The sequence below is a fragment of the Streptomyces sp. NPDC002088 genome (assembly GCF_040296605.1).
GTDB lineage: Bacteria > Actinomycetota > Actinomycetes > Streptomycetales > Streptomycetaceae > Streptomyces.
On record NZ_JBEOXO010000056.1, the window covers coordinates 1 to 20,214 of the forward strand.

Annotated in this window: 16 protein-coding genes and 6 pseudogenes; 12 read left to right on the top strand and 10 right to left on the bottom strand. The window is 67.9% G+C overall.

Translation table 11 applies throughout. The features are described from left to right. Positions 1-108: 108 nt before the first annotated feature. Positions 109-993 (top strand): annotated as a pseudogene (locus tag ABT114_RS48595) (IS3 family transposase); the annotation flags it as partial. Positions 994-1,226: 233 nt separating this feature from the next. On the opposite strand, the gene ABT114_RS48600 reads toward ABT114_RS48595, so the two are convergent. From ABT114_RS48600 to ABT114_RS48610, 3 genes and pseudogenes are all read right to left on the bottom strand, one after another. Next, positions 1,227-5,573 carry a tetratricopeptide repeat protein gene (locus ABT114_RS48600; RefSeq protein WP_351153357.1) on the bottom strand — a complete coding sequence of 1,449 codons (4,347 nt, stop codon included), beginning with the start codon at positions 5,571-5,573 and terminating at the stop codon, positions 1,227-1,229. After that, positions 5,574-5,888, bottom strand: coding sequence for a trypco2 family protein (locus ABT114_RS48605; RefSeq protein ID WP_351153359.1), 315 nt, complete (start codon positions 5,886-5,888; stop codon positions 5,574-5,576). 184 nt (positions 5,889-6,072) lie between these two features. Continuing rightward, a pseudogene (locus tag ABT114_RS48610) lies at positions 6,073-6,273 on the bottom strand (transposase); the annotation flags it as partial. A 25-nt stretch (positions 6,274-6,298) separates the two neighbouring features. Here ABT114_RS48610 and ABT114_RS48615 point away from each other — a divergent pair. The 3 genes from ABT114_RS48615 to ABT114_RS48625 all read left to right on the top strand — a co-directional run bounded on the left by ABT114_RS48615 (position 6,299) and on the right by ABT114_RS48625 (position 10,076). Next, positions 6,299-7,267 carry a site-specific integrase gene (locus tag ABT114_RS48615; protein WP_351153362.1) on the top strand — a complete coding sequence of 323 codons (969 nt, stop codon included), beginning with the start codon at positions 6,299-6,301 and terminating at the stop codon, positions 7,265-7,267. Positions 7,268-7,287: 20 nt separating this feature from the next. Beyond that, positions 7,288-7,590 (top strand): site-specific integrase, encoded by a 303-nt coding sequence (locus tag ABT114_RS48620; RefSeq protein ID WP_351153365.1) that lies wholly within the window; start codon positions 7,288-7,290, stop codon positions 7,588-7,590. An 80-nt stretch (positions 7,591-7,670) separates the two neighbouring features. Then, positions 7,671-10,076 (top strand): tyrosine-type recombinase/integrase, encoded by a 2,406-nt coding sequence (locus ABT114_RS48625; RefSeq protein WP_351153367.1) that lies wholly within the window; start codon positions 7,671-7,673, stop codon positions 10,074-10,076. A 58-nt stretch (positions 10,077-10,134) separates the two neighbouring features. Here ABT114_RS48625 and ABT114_RS48630 read toward each other — a convergent pair whose 3' ends face one another. After that, complete coding sequence (locus tag ABT114_RS48630) at positions 10,135-10,566, bottom strand: hypothetical protein (protein ID WP_351153369.1); 432 nt, start codon at positions 10,564-10,566, stop codon at positions 10,135-10,137. A 250-nt stretch (positions 10,567-10,816) separates the two neighbouring features. Here ABT114_RS48630 and ABT114_RS48635 point away from each other — a divergent pair, with 250 nt between their 5' ends. The 6 genes and pseudogenes from ABT114_RS48635 (at position 10,817) to ABT114_RS48660 (ending at position 14,165) form a co-directional block, all read left to right on the top strand. Then, positions 10,817-11,284 carry a hypothetical protein gene (locus ABT114_RS48635; protein WP_351153372.1) on the top strand — a complete coding sequence of 156 codons (468 nt, stop codon included), beginning with the start codon at positions 10,817-10,819 and terminating at the stop codon, positions 11,282-11,284. A gap of 152 nt (positions 11,285-11,436) precedes the next feature. After that, positions 11,437-11,721, top strand: a pseudogene (locus ABT114_RS48640) (N-acetylmuramoyl-L-alanine amidase); the annotation flags it as partial. 445 nt (positions 11,722-12,166) lie between these two features. Continuing rightward, positions 12,167-12,439 carry a hypothetical protein gene (locus ABT114_RS48645; protein WP_030646302.1) on the top strand — a complete coding sequence of 91 codons (273 nt, stop codon included), beginning with the start codon at positions 12,167-12,169 and terminating at the stop codon, positions 12,437-12,439. A gap of 383 nt (positions 12,440-12,822) precedes the next feature. Continuing rightward, positions 12,823-13,293, top strand: a complete 471-nt coding sequence (locus tag ABT114_RS48650; RefSeq protein WP_351153375.1) for an FG-GAP repeat domain-containing protein — start codon at positions 12,823-12,825, stop codon at positions 13,291-13,293. A gap of 357 nt (positions 13,294-13,650) precedes the next feature. Then, on the top strand, positions 13,651-13,881 hold the full coding sequence (locus ABT114_RS48655; RefSeq protein WP_351153378.1) for a DUF8825 domain-containing protein: 231 nt from the start codon (positions 13,651-13,653) through the stop codon (positions 13,879-13,881). Next, entirely contained in the window at positions 13,878-14,165 is a 288-nt protein-coding gene (locus tag ABT114_RS48660) for a LexA family protein (protein ID WP_351153381.1), read from the top strand. The genes ABT114_RS48655 and ABT114_RS48660 overlap by 4 nt, the downstream gene beginning before the upstream one ends. Here the strand turns inward: ABT114_RS48660 and ABT114_RS48665 are convergent. Continuing rightward, entirely contained in the window at positions 14,140-14,712 is a 573-nt protein-coding gene (locus ABT114_RS48665; protein ID WP_351153384.1) for a transcriptional regulator, read from the bottom strand. The genes ABT114_RS48660 and ABT114_RS48665 overlap by 26 nt on opposite strands. 588 nt (positions 14,713-15,300) lie before the next feature. On the opposite strand from ABT114_RS48665, the pseudogene ABT114_RS48670 reads away from it, so the two are divergent. Then, positions 15,301-15,540, top strand: a pseudogene (locus ABT114_RS48670) (hypothetical protein); the annotation flags it as partial. A 2-nt stretch (positions 15,541-15,542) separates the two neighbouring features. On the opposite strand, the gene ABT114_RS48675 reads toward ABT114_RS48670, so the two are convergent. The 4 genes and pseudogenes from ABT114_RS48675 to ABT114_RS48690 form a co-directional block, all read right to left on the bottom strand. Then, positions 15,543-16,175 carry a DUF2461 family protein gene (locus tag ABT114_RS48675; protein ID WP_351153386.1) on the bottom strand — a complete coding sequence of 211 codons (633 nt, stop codon included), beginning with the start codon at positions 16,173-16,175 and terminating at the stop codon, positions 15,543-15,545. A 14-nt stretch (positions 16,176-16,189) separates the two neighbouring features. Next, a complete protein-coding gene (locus ABT114_RS48680) occupies positions 16,190-16,324 on the bottom strand; it encodes a hypothetical protein (RefSeq protein WP_351153389.1) in 135 nt (44 codons plus the stop codon). Between the two features lie 360 nt (positions 16,325-16,684). Then, positions 16,685-17,210: pseudogene (locus ABT114_RS48685) on the bottom strand (darcynin family protein). Beyond that, positions 17,119-18,012: an NAD(P)H-binding protein gene (locus ABT114_RS48690; protein WP_351153391.1), complete on the bottom strand. Its 894-nt coding sequence runs from the start codon at positions 18,010-18,012 to the stop codon at positions 17,119-17,121. Before ABT114_RS48690 ends, ABT114_RS48685 begins: the two are co-directional and overlap by 92 nt. A gap of 104 nt (positions 18,013-18,116) precedes the next feature. On the opposite strand from ABT114_RS48690, the gene ABT114_RS48695 reads away from it, so the two are divergent. Further along, a complete protein-coding gene (locus ABT114_RS48695; protein WP_502988527.1) occupies positions 18,117-19,064 on the top strand; it encodes a LysR family transcriptional regulator in 948 nt (315 codons plus the stop codon). Positions 19,065-19,249: 185 nt separating this feature from the next. On the opposite strand, the pseudogene ABT114_RS48700 reads toward ABT114_RS48695, so the two are convergent. Further along, positions 19,250-19,954, bottom strand: a pseudogene (locus tag ABT114_RS48700) (replicative DNA helicase); the annotation flags it as partial. Positions 19,955-20,214 lie beyond the last annotated feature (260 nt).

Below are 20,214 nucleotides of genomic sequence, written 5' to 3' on the forward strand. Positions count from 1 at the left end.
TTGATGATCAGGACGACAAGAGCCGTGTAACGGGAGACTGTTAAGCACGGTTCTGTGAGGGCCGAGGGGTGAAATTCCCCTCGGCTACTCGGCGATGGGGGCATGAGGCGCCGCTGGGACTTCATCTCCGACAACCGGGCCGACTTCGGCGTCCAGCGGATATGCCGGGTTCTTGAGGTCTCGCGCTCTGGCTTCTACACGTGGGTCGCCGGCGCGGAGGCCCGTGAGGTCCGGCAGGACGCCGACGAGGCCCTGGTCGCGGAGATCCGCGAGATCCACACCGGCCACAAGGGCACGTACGGAGTGCGGCGCGTGCACGCCAAGCTGCGAGGCTTCGGACACACCGTGAACCGCAAGCGCGTCGAGCGCCTCATGCGCAAGCACGGCCTTCAGGGCCTGCATCTGCGGCGCCGCAAGCGCACCACGGTCCCCGACCGTCTCGCACCACCCGCCCCCGATCTCGTTCAACGCGACTTCCATGCTGGCCAGTTGAACGAGAAGTGGTGCGGCGACATCACGTATGTGCAGGTCGGCGGCGCGTGGCTGTATCTCGCGTGTGTCCTGGACATCTGCTCACGCCGGGTGCTCGGCTGGTCGATGGCTACCCATATGCGCACTGAACTGGTCACCGACGCCCTCAAGATGGCCGTAGTCACCCGCGGTGGCGGCGTGGACGGGGTGATCTTTCATGCGGACCGCGGCCCACTCAGTACACCGCTGCCGCGTTCGCGCAGGTCTGCAACGGCTTCAGGATCCGCAGGAGCATGGGCCGGGTCGGCTCGAGTTACGACAATGCCCTCGCCGAGAGTTTCTGGCAGGGACTCAAGAGGGAGACGATGCACCAGAGGCTGTCCTCGACGGGCGAGGCTGGAGATCTTCCAGTGGCTCACGTACTACAACGTCCGCAGGCGTCACAGCGCCCTCAACTATCTCTCGCCTGTGGAGTTCGAACAGCAGCATCTGCGAGCAGCTAAGCTGTCGATCGCGGCATGAACCCCTGTGTGTCCACACTCCGGGGGACACCTCACCAGCCCGTGAACTGGACGTCAGCCGGAGCTACCTGAACAAGCGGTTCAGCGAGCAGATCGGCCTCTCGGCGAGGACGATGGCCCGCGTCCTGCGCTTCCGGTGCACCATGCACCTGCTCACCTCGACCGGGAACTCCGCGCGCCGGCCGGATGCACGCCGACGGAGTTCCCGGCGGTCGCCGGTCCGGATGTAGCCGCTCAGTCCGCGTCGTCCTCGCCTTCCTCGTCGACTTCGAGTGCTTCATTGATCCGTTCGAGGCGCTCCTCGTATCGCCGCGTTCGCGGATCACCCACCCCGAATATCCGCATGGCCCGCTCCAGGGTGTCCTCTGCCAGAACCTCCGCTTGCGCGTATCGCTCGAGCGCCCGCAAGGTGAGGGCCAGGGAGTCCGCGACGCTGAGTGCGTCCTGGTGGTCGGCGCCGAGGATGTTCTTGTATCGGCGCAACAGGTCCTGCTGCTGCAGCAGCGCCTCGCCGTATCGCCCGCGTCTGAAGAACAGTCCGGCCTGATTGCCCCGCAGCCGCAGTACGTCGGGGTGATCTGGCCCCAGGACTCGATCGCCCCGTTCGGTGGCCGACTCGTAGAGGACCTCCGCCTGATCGAATTCGTCTTTGCCGAACGTGACCAGGCAGGCGGCGAGGTTGCCGACGGCGACAATTGTGCGCTGATGATCCGGCCCCAGCACCTGTTCGCGTCGGTGGACCACGTCCTTCCAGAGGGCCAGGGCGCGCCCGTGATCACCGGAGGCGAACACGTTCCCGGCGAACCGGTCGTCCAGCGCGATGAAGTCCTGATCATCGGGATCCCGGAAGCCGTCCCACACGCTCTTGACGAACCATCCGGCGGTGAGCCCGGCCAGATGGTCACCGGCCAGATACGTGTAGCGGAGAATTCCGGGAACGACGGCACGGAAGGTCTCGGAATCCGCCCCGAGCCGCACGGCCGACCCGCTGAGCATGCCGAGGGTACCTACCGCCAGCTTGAAGGATCCCCAGTGCGCCCGGTCGTCCGGATCCAGGCGCGACAGGTATTCGTGGTCCGCGAGGAATTCGCGAAGCTGCTCCTGGCCCGCGCCGTCGACGACCTTGGCCTGGAGGGCGTCCGCGACGCTGGGCAGGGCCCGGAGACAGGCTGCGAGTCTCTCGTTCGACGGATCCGCGAGCATCCCGACCGCCGGCTCCGAGCGGATGAACCGCACGAGTTCTTCGAGGCGCGGTGGAAGCAGGCGGTTGTCGGTATAGACGCGGATCTTGTCGCCCGGCTCCATGCTGTCCTTGAGTTCCTCCAGTCCGGCAAGCGTCGCCGGATCCACGGAGGTTCCGTCGAGCATGATCGGCGGCGCTGTCCGCCAGGCAGGGTCCCTGTACAGACGCCCCTGGGCCTGCTCGATCAGGATCTCGATCGTCTGATTGATCGCCTGGGTGAACTTGAGGCCGAGATCGGTGTCCGCCATCCGGAGCCTGAAGCCGAGATCCCCCACGAAGTCCTGGCGGGTCTTCTCCAGGTCCTCGGCGATGGCACGCCCGTGGTTGCAGATCCGCAGGGCCGTTTCGAGATCCTGTCCCGCCGCGCAGCGAAACCTGATCGCCGTTTCATACGCTCTCAGGAGAGAGGGGAGATACCGCTCCTCGCCGTCCTCGACGAGCTCCTCGTAGACCGCGACGGTCCTGGAGTTCGCGGCGACCGCGTCGTCCATTCTGCCGAGGACGTAGTAGCTCACGGCGAGTCCGTGGGTCCGGTCCGCCAGTTCGGAACGGAAGGCGGCCCTGTCCTGGTCCACGAGTTCCTCGGCGAGAAAAGCGCTGTACTGGTGCAGCATGAGGGACTCGCTCGGCTCATTGTTGTCGGCGAGGGCGTCGGCGAGCATTGCCGTGATCTGAGTCATGTACGGCAGATGAGCCTTGTACGACTTGTAGCCCCAGTGAGCCAGCTCCTCGTAGCCCTGGAAGGCCTGGCGAGACACTCTGAGAGCGTCGGCATCGCGCTCCGCCCTGCGCAACTCACCGCTGTACTGTCCCTGCGCAAGTGACAGGAAGTGGAGGTGCTTCCCACGGTCTTCGGCGGCGAGCTCCGTCAGGTAGTCCACCGCGCGTTCGGCCGTGCGCAGGGCTTCGTCGTATTCGCCGACGTCCGCGAGAGCGGCGGCCAGACCGTGCAGTGCGGCCGCCAATGATTCCAGCTGGTCTCGCCGACCGGATGCGACCGCGTCCTCGACGTAGCCGATTCCGCGCCTGACGGCGTCCAGAGCCCTGGTCGCCTCGCCGAGACCGCGCAGGCGGGCACCGTAGTTCAGGTAAACGGCATACACGTCCTCGGGTTTACCCGAGGCGGCGCGGTACACCACACCCCGAGCCGCGAGCGCGGCCCCGAGCCCGTCGAGCGCGTCGTGCGGGTACGGCACGGTGAAGGAAGCGTGGTAAGCGGCCTCGTTGATGACATCCACGCCGGTCAGGTAGGGCAGGCCGAGCGCGGTGGTCAGCTGCCGTGCCGCCCTCAGGTCCTGCTGCCCGGCGAGTTCCACGGCGACGTTCACCAGGCGCCGCAGGTGCGCCTGGAGCAGTTCCGAGAGCGATTGCGAGGCGTCGGCACTGCCGACGAGTTGAGCGAGGGACTGCCCCAGGTGGGTTCTGAGATCGTCACTGATCTCGGGGTAGTCGTCCGCGGCGAGCGCGAGGGTGTTCAGCAGGCGCGCGAGATACGCCGGGTGCGCCGCGACCGCGCGTGAAACGACGAGTCGCTCGACGAGAGCGGCTCGGCCCTCCGTGGTCGCGAGCAGGTGAGAGGCGATCAGATCTGGTTCGATCGGCGCGAGCAGGGCGCCTGGGGCTCCGTCCGCGACGGCTGCGGCCGGGTAGCGCCGGTGCAGCGCTTTGGCGACGTTCGTGCGGGACTGCTCCGGCTCGCTCTCGAAAGCGGGCGTCGATTCGAGCAGTTCCACAAGATCCTGCACGGTCGGAGCCGTGAGGGTCATGACGCAGAGCGCCTGCTTCGCCCGGCCGCGATCCGCCAGCGCGCTCGCGCCGTCCGTGTACGCCGTGCTCGACCTGGCCAGACGGTCGACTTCGACGTCGATGAGCGTGTCGAGGAGCAGCCGCGCCGAGTCGTCGGCGGCGGAGATGGGCACCGCCCGGCCGGAGGCCGCCAGCAAGGCGGCGACGTGGACCAGCAGCGGCCGGTCGTACTCGGCGATCCGCCGGACCTCTGCGGCCGGCAGCTCCCGCCGCGCGTCCGGTCCGCCGACGGCCTTGCTGAAGGAGCGGTAAGCGGCCTCGGCATGCCGTTCGCGGACATCCTGCTCATCGAACGCCTGGGTGGTCAGGTCGAAGGAGCCGGTGAGCAGCGAGGGGAGATCGACAGTGCGGGTACGGAGCTCTCCCGGCCAGGCCTCCTCGCTGCGGGTGATGACGAGGAGCCGGATCGAGGCACCGAGGTGGCCGGCGTCGATCGCCTGCTTGTAGAGGTTCTCGATGAACGCGCCCAGCAGTTCGTGCTGGTGCTCGGCATAGTCGAAGACTATGAAGTGTGGGGTGGCGAAGCTGTGCGTCCCGGAGAGCTGGTCGTAGTCGGCGAATCCCGCCTGCCACTTTGTCCGCGGGTCCCGGGTGAGCCTCCGGCAGGCCTCGGCGGCGATCCTGGACTTGCCCACCCCGGCCGGGCCGGTCAGCCGTGCGATCCTGATATCCGGTCTCCGCGGCAGATCGTTCGCCCAGTCGACGATGCGGTCCAGCACCGCGCCGCTTGGGCCGTCGTTGACGAACTCGACCTGGCGGTACCGGTAGTTGACAAAGGCGAAGAGGCTCGCGTCGGGCAGCCGCGGCGGGTCACCGGACCAGCCTTCGCTGCCGAAGACCGACGGCCGCGCCGACAGATCGACGAGGGGAAGGCTCCGCAGCGGTTCGAGTGCGCTCGCCGCGCGCTGTCGGGCCGCCGACAGGACCGCGGCGATCGAGACGCCGCGCAGGCGGCCGTCCCACTGAGTGGGGACGCTGGTCACGATGCCCAGCAGATGCCCGCCCGGGCCGATCACGCCCGCCCCCGATATCCCGCCCCAGTCCTCGTCGGCCCGCGGCTTCGGGTCGATGACCTGAATCGCGATCGCCGTGTCGTCGTCGCCGACCACGGGGGCGAGGTTCACCCGCACGACGATCGGCTTGGGCGACGTGGAGCTGGATTCGATGCCGGCGACCGGGTATCCGATGATCCGGCAGTTCTCCAGCGCCTGGACGCCGTAGTGGGTACCTCCGCGGGCGGCGGTGCCCCTGGGCTCGTCCAGGTCCGGGACTATGAGCAGTGCGGCGTCGAGACCGTCGGCCTCCAGCGGAACGATCTCCGCGACCGCCGCCGACGACGCGGATCCCTCCAGCTGGACCGTGAACCGCCGCGCGGGAACGTGGCCGCCGGCATACTCGGACGCCTTCGCCACGACGTGCTGGGCGGTCAGGACGAGGCCGCGGGCGAGCAGGAACCCGCTGCCGAGGAAGAATCGGCTGTCAGCCGCGTCGAATCTGATTTTGGCTACTCGGGCGGCGGGGTTCTCGGCCATTCAGCCGCCATCCCGGATCGGCGCCGGGGGCGTGACCAGAAGCTCGCCCCGGTTCGCGTGGGAATCGACGAAACCGGGGTCCAGAGTGAGCGTCAATTTATGAGAGTGAGTTGACGCGGAATTTCTACTTCCTTTGGCGACCACGAGCCAGCTGATACCCGCGTCGGCCGCGGCTTGTTTGGTCACCTCGACCGTGAGCTCAACCTCGATCTCCTTTACCTGCAAGGGTATGAGTGGATCGCGCTGGTCGTGAGCGACAGCGAGTTCCTTGCGAAGGCTCGCCAATACCTCACTCAAAGGAAGTCCGTCAGACATAACCGGATCGTACCGGAGACACCACCGTCAGCAGTGGCCAGCATCGGGACCGGTCCCCACTATCGCAGAGCACCGATGACGGTGCCGCTGAGACCGGCCAGCGGGATCCCAGCGATGGCGGTTTTGGCGGCCCAGGTTCACCGCGCCATCACTACATCAGGCGAAGACGAACCAGACAAAAGCCCCCCCAGGCCGTGCGCCAGGGGATGCCGAAGTCGACGGGAACGGCCCTCCACTTCACGCCGTTATCGTTGACGTAGCGGATGGCATCGACGATGTTCCGGCGTGGATGCTTCTCCGGACGTCCGCCCGTCGGTAACTCGCAGGCGGGAACGGGCAGTAGCGGCTCGTTGACTGACCTAACTGAAGTGTATTCGCAGGTCAGACGGGGTCTCTGCTAGCTTCCCGTCATGGTTGATCAGACCGGTCCAGAGAGGGACCTGGCGAGCTTTGTCCTGCCCGAGATCGGACGGTTGGTCGAGACGGGTGACCCGTGGCAGCCGTACCAGCTGCTCGGCCTGGACGGGACAGTTGTGGAGCCCGTGGCGGCCTACTTTGCGGATCTTCAGGCGGCGTCGAGGCCGGCGACGACGATCCGCTCGTACTGCATGGACTTGTTGCGCTGGTTCCGGTTCTTGTGGGCCGCCGATGTGCCTTGGAACAAGGCGACACGGGTGGAGGGCCGGGACTTCTCCCGCTGGCTGCAGATCGCCGACAAGCCGGTCCGGGTGCACTGGCGCTACCAGCGTAAGGGCTTGTCGGAGGACGAGATACCGAGGCAGCGAACGGCGAAGCGGACCTCGCCGGGAACGCCGAACCCGGTGACGGGCAAGCCGACCCCGGGCACGAAGTATGCGGCCAACACGCGTGCGCACAGCGAGTCGGTGCTGCGAGCCTTCTACGACTTCCACCTCGATGAGGGCGCCGGCCCGTTGATCAACCCCTTCCCCCTGGACCGCGCTCGCCGCACGGGCCGGGCGAACGCTCACCACAACCCGTTGGAGCCCTTCGAGCGCCAGCGGCAGGGGCGCTACCGGCCGACCGTGCCCAAGCGAGCCCCGCGGCAGATCCCGGACAAGATGTTCAACGCGCTCTTCGCCGCGCTGAAGTACACCCGGGACCGAGCCCTGCTGGCCGCCTGGGTCTCCACCGGCGCCCGCGCGGACGAGTTGCTGACCAGTCGGCAGCACCATGCCGACCCCGGCCAGCAGTTGATCACGGTGATCCGCAAAGGCACCCAGGAAAGCCAGGACCTTCCCGCCTCGCCGGACACATTCGTCTGGCTGCGGCTCTACCAGGAGGAAGCCTGGCGGCAGGGGGTTCCCGGGGCCGCAACACGCCGCTGTGGTGGACGCTACGGCGGCCATGGCGGCCGCTGAGCTACCACGCGGCCCGAGCCATGTTCGACCGGGCCAACGATCTGCTCGGGGCGAACTGGACGCTCCACGACCTCAGGCACACCGCCGCCTACCGGACGGCACGCGACCCGCAGATGCCCCTGACCGACGTCCAATGGGTCCTCGGTCACGCGCACCTGAGTACGACTCAGATTTACACCACTCCGACCAGGAGCGACGTCATCGCCAGTGTCCTGGCCCACCACCGCCGACGGGCCGAGCACAAAGCCGATCCGCTCGCCGCTCCACCGAGCTCGGGCTACAACCCGGACTCGTTGAGGATCCTGTTCGGAAGGCGCCCGTGACGGCCACGACGAGGACCCTCAACCGGCCGGCGGGTGCTGGCCCCTCCGAGTTTCTGGGACAGGCGGCCCGGAGGCTGCTCTTGCGGTTTCCTCCCCGGTCGCGGCCAGCCACCTGGGCCACCACGGCCGAGAGCCGCGACGAGATCCTGGCCAGGATCGACCGGCCGCCCTTGCGGACCAGGGTCAAGACGACGCACGAAGGCCGCCGCTATGGCGCCCGCAAGATCCTGAGTTGGCTGGAGAGCTTCCCCGGGACGACCTGGCAGGAGCGGTGGCAGGCCAGCCCGGCGAACTTGCTGGGCCTGCAATGGACCGACCCCGTGATGGCCTGGTTGACCGAGCGCGGAGAAAGCGCCAGAAAGGAGGGGCTCCGAGCGGGGCTGCTTTGCCTGTGCGTCGCGGATGTGATCCGCCCCGACCTGGAGTTCCTGCTGCGGGTCATCCAGAACCGGCACTGGCGGGAGGCCGTGGTGAAGCACCGTGATCCGGCAGGATTCGCTCGCCTTGAGGAAGCTGCCGACCCGGTCGTGCTGCCCTCGCGGCCCGGGCTCAAGGCGTGCACGCAGATCGCGCTGATCGTCCTCGCCAAGGGCGGAGGCGTCGGCGACATCACCGTCGGCGACTGCATCGAACTGCGGCAGACCGAGGCCAGGAACCTGAAGAAGGGCGGTGACAGCCGATTCCTGTTCTATGCCCTGCTCAAGGACATGGGGCAGTTCCCGCCGGACGCCCCATCGACCCTGCGAGCGCTCACCGTGTTCTCCGGCCAGCTCACCCCCGCCGAGCTCGTCGACCGCTATCAGCTCGCATGCCGGCCGGTGCGCGATCTCATCGTCGACTACCTCTCCGAACGCCAACCAGCCCTGGACTACGCCAGCTTCGAAGACCTCGCAGGGGTGCTCGCCCTGCACTTCTGGAAGAACCTGGAGACCCACCACCCCGGGATCGCTTCCCTGCACGACCGCGACGCCGCAATGGACTGGAAGGAGAGACTGCGCACGAAGGTCTCCCGTCGCAGGATGCCGGACGGCACTACCGTCGAGGTGACCACCCCACGGGCCAGCTATGCCTCGCTCCTGGGCTACGTTCGCGCGTTCTACCTCGACATCGCACAGTGGGCTCTGGAAGACCCGGCCAGGTGGGGCCCATGGGCCGTCCCCAGCCCGATCAGCGCGAACGAAATCAGCTACAAGAAGGACATCAGACGCCGCAAGGCCAGGATGGACCAGCGCACCCGGGAACGCCTGCCGGTGCTGCCCGTCCTGGTCAGCGCGGCGGAGAAGTGTCTTCACGAGGCCCGGATCCGGAAGGAAGCCCTCCGCGCCACACCAGGTGGCCACTCCTTCACCGTCCTCGGTGTGACCTTCACCAAGGCCACTCGGTCGAGCCGGCTCGACAGCAGCGGTTCCACCTGCGCTTATGACGAGTCGGGGCGCAGACACTCCTTCACCCAGGACGAGCACCGCGCGTTCTGGGGCTGGGCCGCGATCGAGTTCCTCCGGCACACCGGCGTCCGGATCGAGGAGATGCTGGAGACCAGCCACCACAGCATCACCCAGTACACGCTGCCGACTACCGGCGAACTCATCCCGCTGCTGCAAATCGCCCCTTCCAAGACCGACGAGGAACGGCTTCTGGTCGTCAGCCCAGAACTCGCCGACGTCCTCAGCGCGATCGTCAGCCGGGTCCGCGACGCCAGCGGCGCCATCCCCCTGGCGCCCTTCTACGACGGCTTGGAGAAGATCTGGAACCCGCCCGCACCCCTGCTCTTCCAGTGGACCAGCGGTGGCCAGCGGCGGGCCGTCTCCTCCAAATCCATCCGGAAGGCACTCAACGAGATCTTGCGATCCACCGGCCTCACCGACGCGGCCGGTCAGCCGCTGCACTACCAGCCGCACGACTTCCGAAGGATCTTCACCACCGAAGCGATCATGAACGGGATGCCGCCCCACATCACCCAGCTCATCCTCGGGCACAAGGACATCAACACCACCATGGGCTACAAGGCGGTCTATCCCGAGGAAGCCATCAACGGCCACCGAGCCTCCATCGCCCGTCGGCGGGCCCTGCGACCCAGCGAGGAATACCGGACGCCGACCGACGAGGAATGGAACGAGTTCCTCGGCCACTTCGAACGTCGGAAGGTCGCCCTGGGCGACTGCGGTCGCGCCTACGGCACCATCTGCCAGCACGAACACAGCTGTGTCCGCTGCCCCGTCCTTCGCGTCGACCCCGCTCAGCGGCACCGTCTTGAGGAAATCCGCAACACCCTGACCGACCGGATCACCGAAGCCGAACACGAAGGATGGCTCGGCGAGGCCGAGGGCCTGCGCGTCAGCCTCGCCGCAACAGAGAGCAAGCTTGCCCAACTCGACGAACGCCAAGGGCAGGCCACCAGCATCAGCCTCGGTATCCCAACCTTCCGCGAGATCGCTGGCCGAACCGCGACCCTTCCCACAGGCAATCCGGCAACCGGCACGACCTGACAGCCGGGGACGTTCGTCTGTACTCGACTGGAGGGAAGCGCCGTGGAGGACGGGGTGCTCAACCACTCGATGCAGGTGGTGTCCTCTGCGCCCGACGAACTGCCGCTTGGAGTGAGCTCAAGAACTGGTCATTAGGATCGAAAACGACGATCTTCACCTGGGCGCCCTGTTTGGTGAGCGTAATCGTATTGCTGCCCAGGAGCCGGCGGGCACTGACGTTTTCGATCACATCGAACCTCAGGACGAGATCAACTCTCCGACCAAAGAAGAGCACATTGGATCGGTTCCCCTTGAAGGTCAGCTCAGAGTCACCAACAGTGGCCCGGCCATCCGCATATAGGCCCCCCTGCACCAGCTTGCCGATGGCCGCGATGGATTGGCCGACCAAGGCACCGACAGGGTTGACCAAAGCCGTTGCCCCAAAGAACACGCCATCCACGCTGGCATCCTCAATCAGAATCTTGGCCCGTCGAGTCAGCTCTTCCGCCACTACATCTCCCCCCAAAGTCCTGAGTGTCAGGATTCATCCATTTCGCCCCACGGGCAAGAAGAAGGACATCACCTCATCGAAACCCCACCTGTTGGACCAACTAGGTTAATTGTCCAGTTAGTTCAGAGAAGCTTCCAGGAGTGCCCATTCGGCGAGACCGGGAAGAGGCCCAACGACTCGCCCGGGTCCGCCAGTCGGTAGGCGGGTGACTGGGCCGTGGTCATCTGCTGTACGCCGGTTCGGGTGGGGCGTGTACGGATGCGGCGCAGAGGGGAAGCTGGGCGGGCCGGAGGACGACGACACCGGCTCGGACGCCACACAGACGGAGGCCCACCGCAACGCCGCGATCCAGGCACTGGCCGAAGCCCTCACCGGCCTCGCCGGACAGGACGCTCCCGGCCCCGGCCCGAGCATCCGCATCCACATCAGCCCGACCGGCACCCTCGGCACGGGCCTGGAGCACTGCCACAGCATCGACATCACCCCGGCCCGCGCCCACCAGCTCGCCGACCAGGCCGACGCCATGAGCTGCTACCTGGACAGCGAACGCCCGGACACCAGCACCGTCCTGGCCCCCCAGACGGTCGCCGAACTGACCGAGCTGGTCGACCTCACCGGGGCCGTCCTCAAGTCCACCCGGCCCGAGTCCCGCAGCGCGGTCACCCAGGCCATCGACGACATGTTCGGCGACGTCCCCGGCCCCGAGGACCCCGAATGAGCACGCCGGCCCCGACGCCCGGGGTGGCGCGCGGCCGGCCACCACCGGCTCGCTGATTCCCGCGCTCAACGGGATCACGAGCGCCGATCCCGCCCCGGACGAGACGGAGATCGCCACGCCGCACCTGAAGGCCGCGGCCACCGCCGACACCGACCCAGATGGTGCCCACGAAGGACATCGCCTTCCAGGCGGGCAACCACTCGACCAACCTGCACTCGATCGGCATCGAGCACGAGGGCCACGCCGTGCATGGCGCGGCCTATCACACCGAGGCGCAGTACAAGACCACGGCCGCCCTGGTGCAGTACCTGTCCGCCCGGTTCGGCATCCCGCTGGACCGGCAGCACCTCATCGGACATGACAACGTTGCTGGTCCCAATTCGGCCCTGGTCGCCGGGATGCACTGGGACCCGGGCCCGTTCTGGGACTGGCACCACCTGGCGACGTCACCGCGACCGACGCGGTGCGTCACCGGGAGGACTGACCCCGGTCACAGTGAAGACCTCCGTGTGGTGGACCTGTCCAGGCCCCGCCGCGCGGAGGCCTTCGCGTACCACCGCGATACCCGCCCGGCCGCGGGCTGCGGTCCTTCCCCCGGCTGTGCTTCCCGGCCCAACTCGCGGCTGTGCTTCCGACTTGGGGGGACCCAAGGTGACGATCAGGGCCTCTTGCCCTATGCTCCGGTTTACACAACCGGGGGGCGGCTGGCCGTCGTGACGACCAGCACCGTGACACGTGTCCATCACCCACGCCATCTCAACTCGTGCTTCAGCATGCCTTCAGGCGTCCGCGCCTGTGGATGACTGTTGTTCGAGGCTGCCCGCAAGGGTCCGGATCGGCGCGTTTCCCCGGGTCCACGGTCATCGGAAGGCAGAGAACGTCATGGCAGAACGGCAGTACCTCGGTCAGGGCACCAACACGTCCTGGGAGAAGTTCTGGTACGTCCTGGGTTGCATCTACTTCGGCGCCGCCTACTTCCAGAAGGTCCCGGTGAAGAAGGCGCTGAGCGAGTACGGGCTGGTCGAGATGACCGGGGCCGAGAAGTTCTGGTACGTCGTCCAGTGCATATTCTTCGGCGCCGGCTACTTCGCGAAGGTCACCATCAAGAAGGCGCTGTCCGAGGTGCGGAACGCCGGCGGAGTCCCCACGGTCTGACGGCGCCAGAGCAGCACACGTACGACGGGCCGCGGGCCCGGACCACGAGGGGTGGTCCGGACCCCCGCGGCCCGTCGTACGTTCCGTGCGGACGCAACGGGTGGAGAGAGGAGACAGGCCGTCGCTGTCCCGAACGTGCCAGGACGCTTGAGGCCAGTCCGATCTTCTTCCGGATACTGGGGGTGACTTGCCACCATCGTGGTCCGCGGTCGGGGAGCCGACCGGTCGGACACCGCAGATCGTGTCCGACACCCGATCCCCACGGCCCCGGCCACCGCGCCCGGGAACTCCGCATCGTGCCCCGGCAGGCCGACTGTGTCGCAGTCGAAAGGAAGAGTCATGACAGAGCTGGTCGCGGAACGCTTCGCCGAGACAGGGCGGTGATGTTCGACCTGGCCGAGCAACTGGAGTTCACTGCGACGTCCGAGGACGGGCGGGTGCTGGATGCGCTCGCGCACGCGAAGCGGCACCAGAGTGCCCGCGGTGAGTACATCACCGCCGTCGACGAGGAGGGCAGCAACAGCTTCGGCACCCGCACCCAGATCGGCACCGGCTGGAACGCCTACACCTTCACCGGCGTCACCGACCTCAACGCCGACACCTACCCCGACGTCATCGCCCGCGACACCAGCGGCGCCCTGTGGCTCTACCCCGGCAACGGCAGCGACGGCTTCGGCACCCGCAGCCAGATCGGCACCGGCTGGAACGCCTACACCTTCGCCGGCATCGGCGACTTCAACGGCGACGGCAACCCCGACGTCATCGCCCGCGAGGACGCCACCGGCATCCTGTGGCTCTACCCCCGCACCGCCACCGCCTTCAACACCCGCCAACAGACCGGCAGCAGCTGGTAGACACATCCGCACCCTCTCCGGGGCCGTCGAGTCCAGCACCACAGCGTCTCGACGGCCCCGTTGACTCCACCCAACTCGGGACAGTCCGGAGCCTCCATCAGACCCGGAGCGGTTCACCTTCGGCTGCATCCGGATGCGGATGGGCTTGTCGGTCGCTTCGTCCGGCTCGACGTGTGTGGTGGGGTGCGGGGCGGCCGGGGAGGTCGGGTGAGGCGGCGGGCCATGCGGGTGATCGTGGTCCAGGTGAGGTGGGCCTCGCTGTGGGCGATGAGCCGCTCGTCGACCAGGCCACGGCCTGCACCTGCTCGTGCGACGGGACGCCGCTTCAGACAATCGAATATACGATCTACTCAGGGTATGGATGCCAACACCTTTCCCAGCGAACTCGTAGAGGCCCAGAGCGCCTGGTACGCCACGTACCGGGAGCTCGCCAACACCTCGCCCGCCCACGGCACCGCCGCTCACCGGCGACGCCTGCAGGAGCTGTCCCGGCACATCGCCGGACACCCGTACTGGCAGAGCCCGGCCGGGACGCCGGCGGCCCGGATGGCTCTCAAGGAGCTCGCCCGGGCAAAGGCGCAGTCGTGACACGCAGCACCGGCCGGCAGCCTGCTGCCGAGCGGCAGAGTGCGCTGCTGCGCGCCCACCGCGAGTGGATCACCGCCTACGGGGAGGAACCGTCGGTGCGTGAACTCTCCGCGGCCGTCGGCCTGTCGCCGTCGATGGTGAGCCACCACCTGACACAGATGCGGGCCGAGGGGAGTCGAGGTGGCGACCCGGGACCGGCGCAGCCGCCGGTGTCCGCACTGCGGCCGCTGACCGCGGTCGGCAGAACCGGGCATCCGATCAGGCGGCGAACCCGATGTTCGTGACGTACTCGTACTGCCCCCACTGCGAGCCCAGGTCGACGACCTGGTCCACCCACGCGTCGTCCAGCCCCTGGTCGTCGCCGGCCGCCCACGCGGCGACGATCCGGTCCCAGCGGCGCACGTTCAGGGTGCGGAACTCCACCACGCGCTGGCGCGGCCGGTCGACCTGGGACTGGTTGAGGGGATGGATCTCCACGCGGGTGCCGCGGCCTTCGCGGTTGAGGCGGGCGAGCAGGTAGCGGGCGACGTTCTCGCGCCGGACCGTGCGGTAGGCCTGCTCAAGGCGCTCCAGGTTCGCCTTCGAGGGTGGGCGGGTGCCCTCGAGCCAGGCGCGCAGGGTGCGGTCGGTGACCGTCAGTCCGGCCGCCCGGGCGGCGGCGCGGGCGTGGTCGGTGCGGGTGAGGTAGTGCAGCCGGGCGAGCAGGCCGCGGCGGGCCGTGACGGGCGTGGCGATGTAGCCGGCGAGCGCGTCCAACTGCCGGGCGACGGCCTCGTGGCCCTTGATACCGCGCGCGCCGTACTTGCCGAACTCGATGTTCCGCTCAGGCATCCCTGCCTTCTTTCACGGCCGACCCAGGCCAATCGTAGGGTTCTGGGACCCAGGAGCAGCGGCTGTGACTCTCAGGTGGCCATCTGTCGTGCGTGGCTGAAGACGGTTGGCCGTCCAGCGCTCCCCCGGCGACTCGGACGCTAATTGAGAATTGCGAATGTATCGCCAGCACGGGGTGGGTGACATGCGTGGAGCCTGCCCGCACAGTGTGCGGGCAGGCTCCACGATTGAGCGCCGGGCAGGCCTTGCACCTGCATTTCCCCGCAGGAAGCGGGACGTCTTTCCTTGGACCACCAACGCAGCACCAGACGCCTGGAGTTGCAGTGACCAGCTCAAGATCCACTATAGCCCACGGAGGCCTGGAGCACCCGCGCCGGACCCCCTGGTCGCGAATCCGGAGGGCGCGGGCGAGAACGCCTGAGCAGCCCGTGTGCGGAAACGGCTCAGGTAGGAGGACATGCGGGTTCCACGCCCCTCTGCGCTCCCAGCAGACGGCGACCACCTCCTTGAAGAACACGAGTGCAGACGCGGACTCCAGCTCGCGGTTGGCGGTGGTGGCGGGAAACGCGGGGGTCGTTCTGCCACCGGATGTTCGACCGCAACATCACGCTGCGCGGGGGCATCGCCCCGGTCCGCGCCTGCATTCCCAAACTCCTGCCGGATGCGCTCTCCGGGGCCGGTCTTCGACGGTGCCGTCCCTTGGCCGAGGTGCCGGACGGTTATCGGGCGATGGACGACCGGTCGGCGCTGAAAGTCCGCGTCACCGTCAGAGTGCGGGGGCCGGCGGCACGGGTGTGGTTCCTCCCGTGGCGCGTGGCGCCCTCGTGATGTCAGGCGGTGCGCTTCGCGTGGCGGACCAGCCACATCAGCAGGGCGTCCAGGTCGGCGGCGGCCGAGAGGACCCGGTCGACCGCCTCGGGGGTGTGCAGCCACTGCTCGCAGCCGAGGGGACGGGCGGCGATCAGCGAACGGTGGCGCAGCAGGTTCGCACGGGAGTGGTCCGTCGGATAGCCGCGCGGGGGGCGTTTCATCACGTCCCCGGAGATGTCGTAGCCCTTCTTCCGCACGTCCTCGACGATGGCGGACAGTTCGCGGCCGCTCCCCTCGGCGGCCACGGCTTTGCGGAACATGTCCACCTGGCCGGGATCGGGGTACCACCAGGCGCCTTGGATCCGCAGGCCGTCCAGGGAGAACCGGAGACCGATCTCGATCTTGCGGCCGAGCCGGATCACCGCACCCTGGTGCTGCCACCACCAGGCGTCGGTTCGGTAGTGCCAGACAGAGAAGTCCTCGTACCGGGGGTCGGTGTCCGCGACCTCGTTGAGCAGGGCGATCATCGGCTGCCGGACCAGGCGTTCGCGGTCCGCGCGGTAGCGCTCGCGGGTCGCGTGGGTCGGTTCGCCCTGGAGCTGCCACAACACGTCCATGGCCTGCTCCGGCCAGCCGGTGAACTGTCGGCGCATGCGCGGAGGATAGCTCACCCACGATCCGCGCGCGTCGAGAGTGAGACGGGCAGGGAGGCGTAACCCCAGACAAGGTGGGAGGTGCTGCGGCGGGGCTCGCCGGCCAGTTCGATGTGCCGTGCGCGGTAGGCGAGTTCGTCAAGAAGCACGGAGAGTGCAGTCGATATGAAGCGGGCAGTGAGATTGTGCAGCCGAACTTGAGATCCCACACCTCCTGTAGGCCCTCATTTGGAATGTCCCGTTCCATAGCAGTGATCTGGGCCGTTCCCGGTCGTCTCATTCAGGGGCCACGCTATTCCGTCTCACGATCTTGTCCTCAGGCGATGCGATGTCCGAGAGATTGCGACGCACACCGGGTAGTTGAGCCCGGTACGTGGTAGCCGCTGGCCGTTCTTCGGCCCGATCTCGTACATGACGCCTGCGTACTCCTCTTTGGCCTGCTCGACCTCGGCGCCTTGGCGGGGAGTGTCTACTCAACGGCCACACGTTCACTGATGCGGAGCGGTGTGTCAGGTGCTGATGGTGGCAACGGGGTCGACGTGGTGGTTGCGGGCATAGCCGTTTTCGGTGCCGACGAGGAGGTCGACGACCTCGAAGTAGCGGTCCCAGAACGGGGTTTCGCGCAGTGCGTCGATGAGGAGCTGGTAGGTGTGGTGATCGTCTGCTTCCCAGACCCAGACGTCGGTGACGCGCGCGGAGTAGAACTCGGTGTCGTAGAAGCGTGACCGGACGCCGGTGGTCCTCGATCGTGGGGAGGACCTGGGTGGTGAAGGCGTCGATCCGCTCCGGGACGGTCAGTGCGAGCCACTCGGGCGTGGTCTTGACGAGCATGAAGGCGGTGACCGGCGGTTCGGTTTCCTCAACGGGCATGTGGGTGTCTCCCAAGTGGAGGGTGGTCTGATGCCATGGACGCCATGGGCGATGGCGAAGGGGCTGGTGGCTTTCAGGAGAGGACGGCGGACTTGAGGGTCCGGGCGCACCAGTGCTCGAAGGTGGTGGGACCGGCGGTGTCCGGGGTGCGGGGGACGTCGGCATCGAGGCCCTCGTCCTTGGCCCGCTTCATGTCGATCACGCCCTGGGCGAATGCCTCGTTGAGGCCGTGGCCGACGAGGGTGGTGTACAGCTCGTCGAGCGGCTGGCGTTCATAGCGGACCATGCGGCCGAGCTGCTCGGTCATGATGCGGGCCAGGTCATTGGGTGACAGGTCCTGCGGCCCGAGGACCGGAACACTGCCGGTACCGGTCCACGAGCGGTCCAGCAGCAGGCCGGCGGCGACGGCCGCGATGTCGGCGACGGCGACGAGGGGCGCCTTGCGGTCGGCGTCGGCGGCGTCGGTGAAGACGCCCTTCTCACGGATCGAGGCGGCCTCCTCCAGGAGGTTCTCGAAGAAGGACGGGCTGGCCAGGGCCCGGTAGGCGACGCCGGTGCCGGCCAGAAGGTCGTCCATGGCCAAAGAGGCGGTGACGAGTCCGGCGCGGCCGGCTAGCGGGGTGCCGCGACCGAGGGCGGAAACGCCGACGACGTGGCCGACCCCGTGGGCGGTCAGCGCCCTCGCGGCGGGGCGGGTGAAGCCGGTCCAGGCGTCCTCCGGGGGCAGGGAGGTGTCCGGGGGGACGAGCCAGAAGACGGCGTCCGCGCCTTGGAAGGCCTTGTCGACCACCTCGGCGTCGCCGTGCGAGCCGGTGATCTCCTCGACGCGTCCGCGTGCCACGTCCGGCAGCCGTGCGGGGTCACGCACGATCACACGCAGTTCCTCACCGGCGGCGGGGGCGGACTCCAGAAGCCGGGTGAGCAGGTGGCGGCCGATGTTCCCGGTGGGAGCAGTGATGACGATCATGAAAACCTCAAAGGTCCGTGTCGGGTCGGTATGCCCTCATCCTGGGGAACGCCACGGTGATGCCACAATGGGAACTTCAGCAAGGAGATGTTGTCTGAAATGGAATTACGCTGTTGAACAGCCCGCATTCGGCCCTTGATGCCAACCTCGCCGTCGCGCTGGACGCCCTGCTGACCGAGCAGAGCGTCACCCGCGCCGCCGCCCGCCTGCGCACCTCCCCCGCCGCCATGAGCCGCACCCTCGGCCGCCTGCGCCGTACCCTCCAGGACCCGCTCCTCGTACGGGCCGGACAGACCATGGTCCCCACCCCCCGCGCCCTGGCTCTGCGCGACGAAGCCGCCGCAGTGGTGCGCCGCCTCGATGCGCTGCTCAGCCCCGGCGAAGGCGCCGACCCCGCCACCCTGCGCAGCACCTTCACCCTCCAGGCCGCCGACCTGGTCGGTGCGGCGCTGGCCCCCGGACTGCTGTACCTGGCCCGGCAGGAGGCGCCGGGCGTCTCGTTCCGGCTCCGGGCCGAGGAGTTGGAGGCCACTCCGGCCCTCCGCGACGGCCGGATCGATCTGGAGGTCGGATCCATCGACCACGTGGACCCGGAAACCCAGGTCGAAGAACTGGTCACACTCCGGATGGTGGCGGCCGTCCGCCCAGGCCACCCCCTCGCCGAGAAGGCCCTGGACCCGGCGCGGCTCGCTGCCGCCGACCATGTCGCGGTCAGCCGACGAGGCCGGTTCACCGGCCCTCTCGACACCGCCCTGGCCGAGCACAACCTCCACCGGCGCGTCACCGCCGTCCTCCCCAGCCACCTGGCAGCGATGACCCTCGCGGCCCACAGCGACGTCGTCTGCCTCGTCCCCGCCGCACTTCCCGGCAACCCCGAATCGCCCCTCACCCGCACCGCCACCGCCCTCGGCCTGCGCCTCCTCCATATCCCCCTGTCACTGCCGCCGCTGACCATCGGCATGGCCTGGCACCCCCGCCACGCAGCCGACGGAGCCCACCAATGGCTCCGCAACGCTGTTCGCCGCACACTCCGCGCGCCCAGCACCACCTGAGCGGCATCGACTGACAGCGGCCGGTGGTGGGGCGACGGGCGTTGCATAGACCGAGACCGGGATCAGCACTACGACGGGTGAACGATCAGACGGGAGTTCGTCTCACCACGCTGTCCCTTGGGCCGGACAAAGGCCACGGTCAAGGAGAAAGGGACACTGGAAATGCGAACCTACACCTCCGTGGATCACATCTGTGCCATGTCGACGAAGCGGGAGTAATGCCCCTGGAAGGCGACGGTGATCTCTGCCGTGGGGCCATTACGGTGCTTGGCAACAATCAGGTCTGCTTCGCCCGAGCGGGATGAGTACTTGTCGTAGGCGTCCTCGCGGTGCAGCAGGATCACGACGTCCGCGTCCTGCTCGATCGATCCGGATCCGCGCAGGTCGGAAACCATGGGCTTCTTGTCTGCGTGCTGCTCGGACCCGCGGTTGAGCTGGGAGAGGCCCACGACGGGCACTTTGAGTTCTTTGGCCAGCTTCTTCAGGCCGCGGGAGATCTGGGCGACTTCGACCTGGCGGCTTTCGGCGCGCTTGCCGGACTCCATCAGCTGCAGGTAGTCGACGATCACCAGGCTCAGGCCGTGCCGCTGCTGCAGGCGCCGGCACTTGGAGCGGATCTGCAGCATGGTCAGGTCGGGTGAGTCGTCCAGGAACAACGGGGCGTCGGCGACTGCGGGCTGCCGGGATTTGATGGCGTTCCAGTCGTCTTCAGTGAGGAAGCCGCCGCGCATCTTGTGTAGAGCAACGCGGGCCTCGGCGGACAGCATCCGCATGTTGATCTCGGAGATGCCCATCTCGAGGGAGAAGAACACGGCTGGTTGTCCGTCGCGGATGGCGCAGGCTCGGGCGAAGTCGAGGGCGAGGCTGGACTTGCCCATGGCCGGGCGGGGTTTTTGGATGCGCTCCAGTTCGTCGATGGTGGTGGCCAGGCTGCCCTGTCCAGGGGTGGCCGGGTCGGCGGCAGTGGACAGGTCTGTCGCGGCGTAGATCTCGGCTTGGGCGGCATCGGAGACGGTGGCCAGTTCGCCTTCTCCGGTCCAGGCTAGCGGAGGCCGGGTTGCCCGGTGCGGGGCTGCCCGCACCGCTCGCACGGTTCCGGCTCGGGTGGTGCGGGGCGACGCGCGGCGGGCAGCTGCTCCAGGCGCTCGTG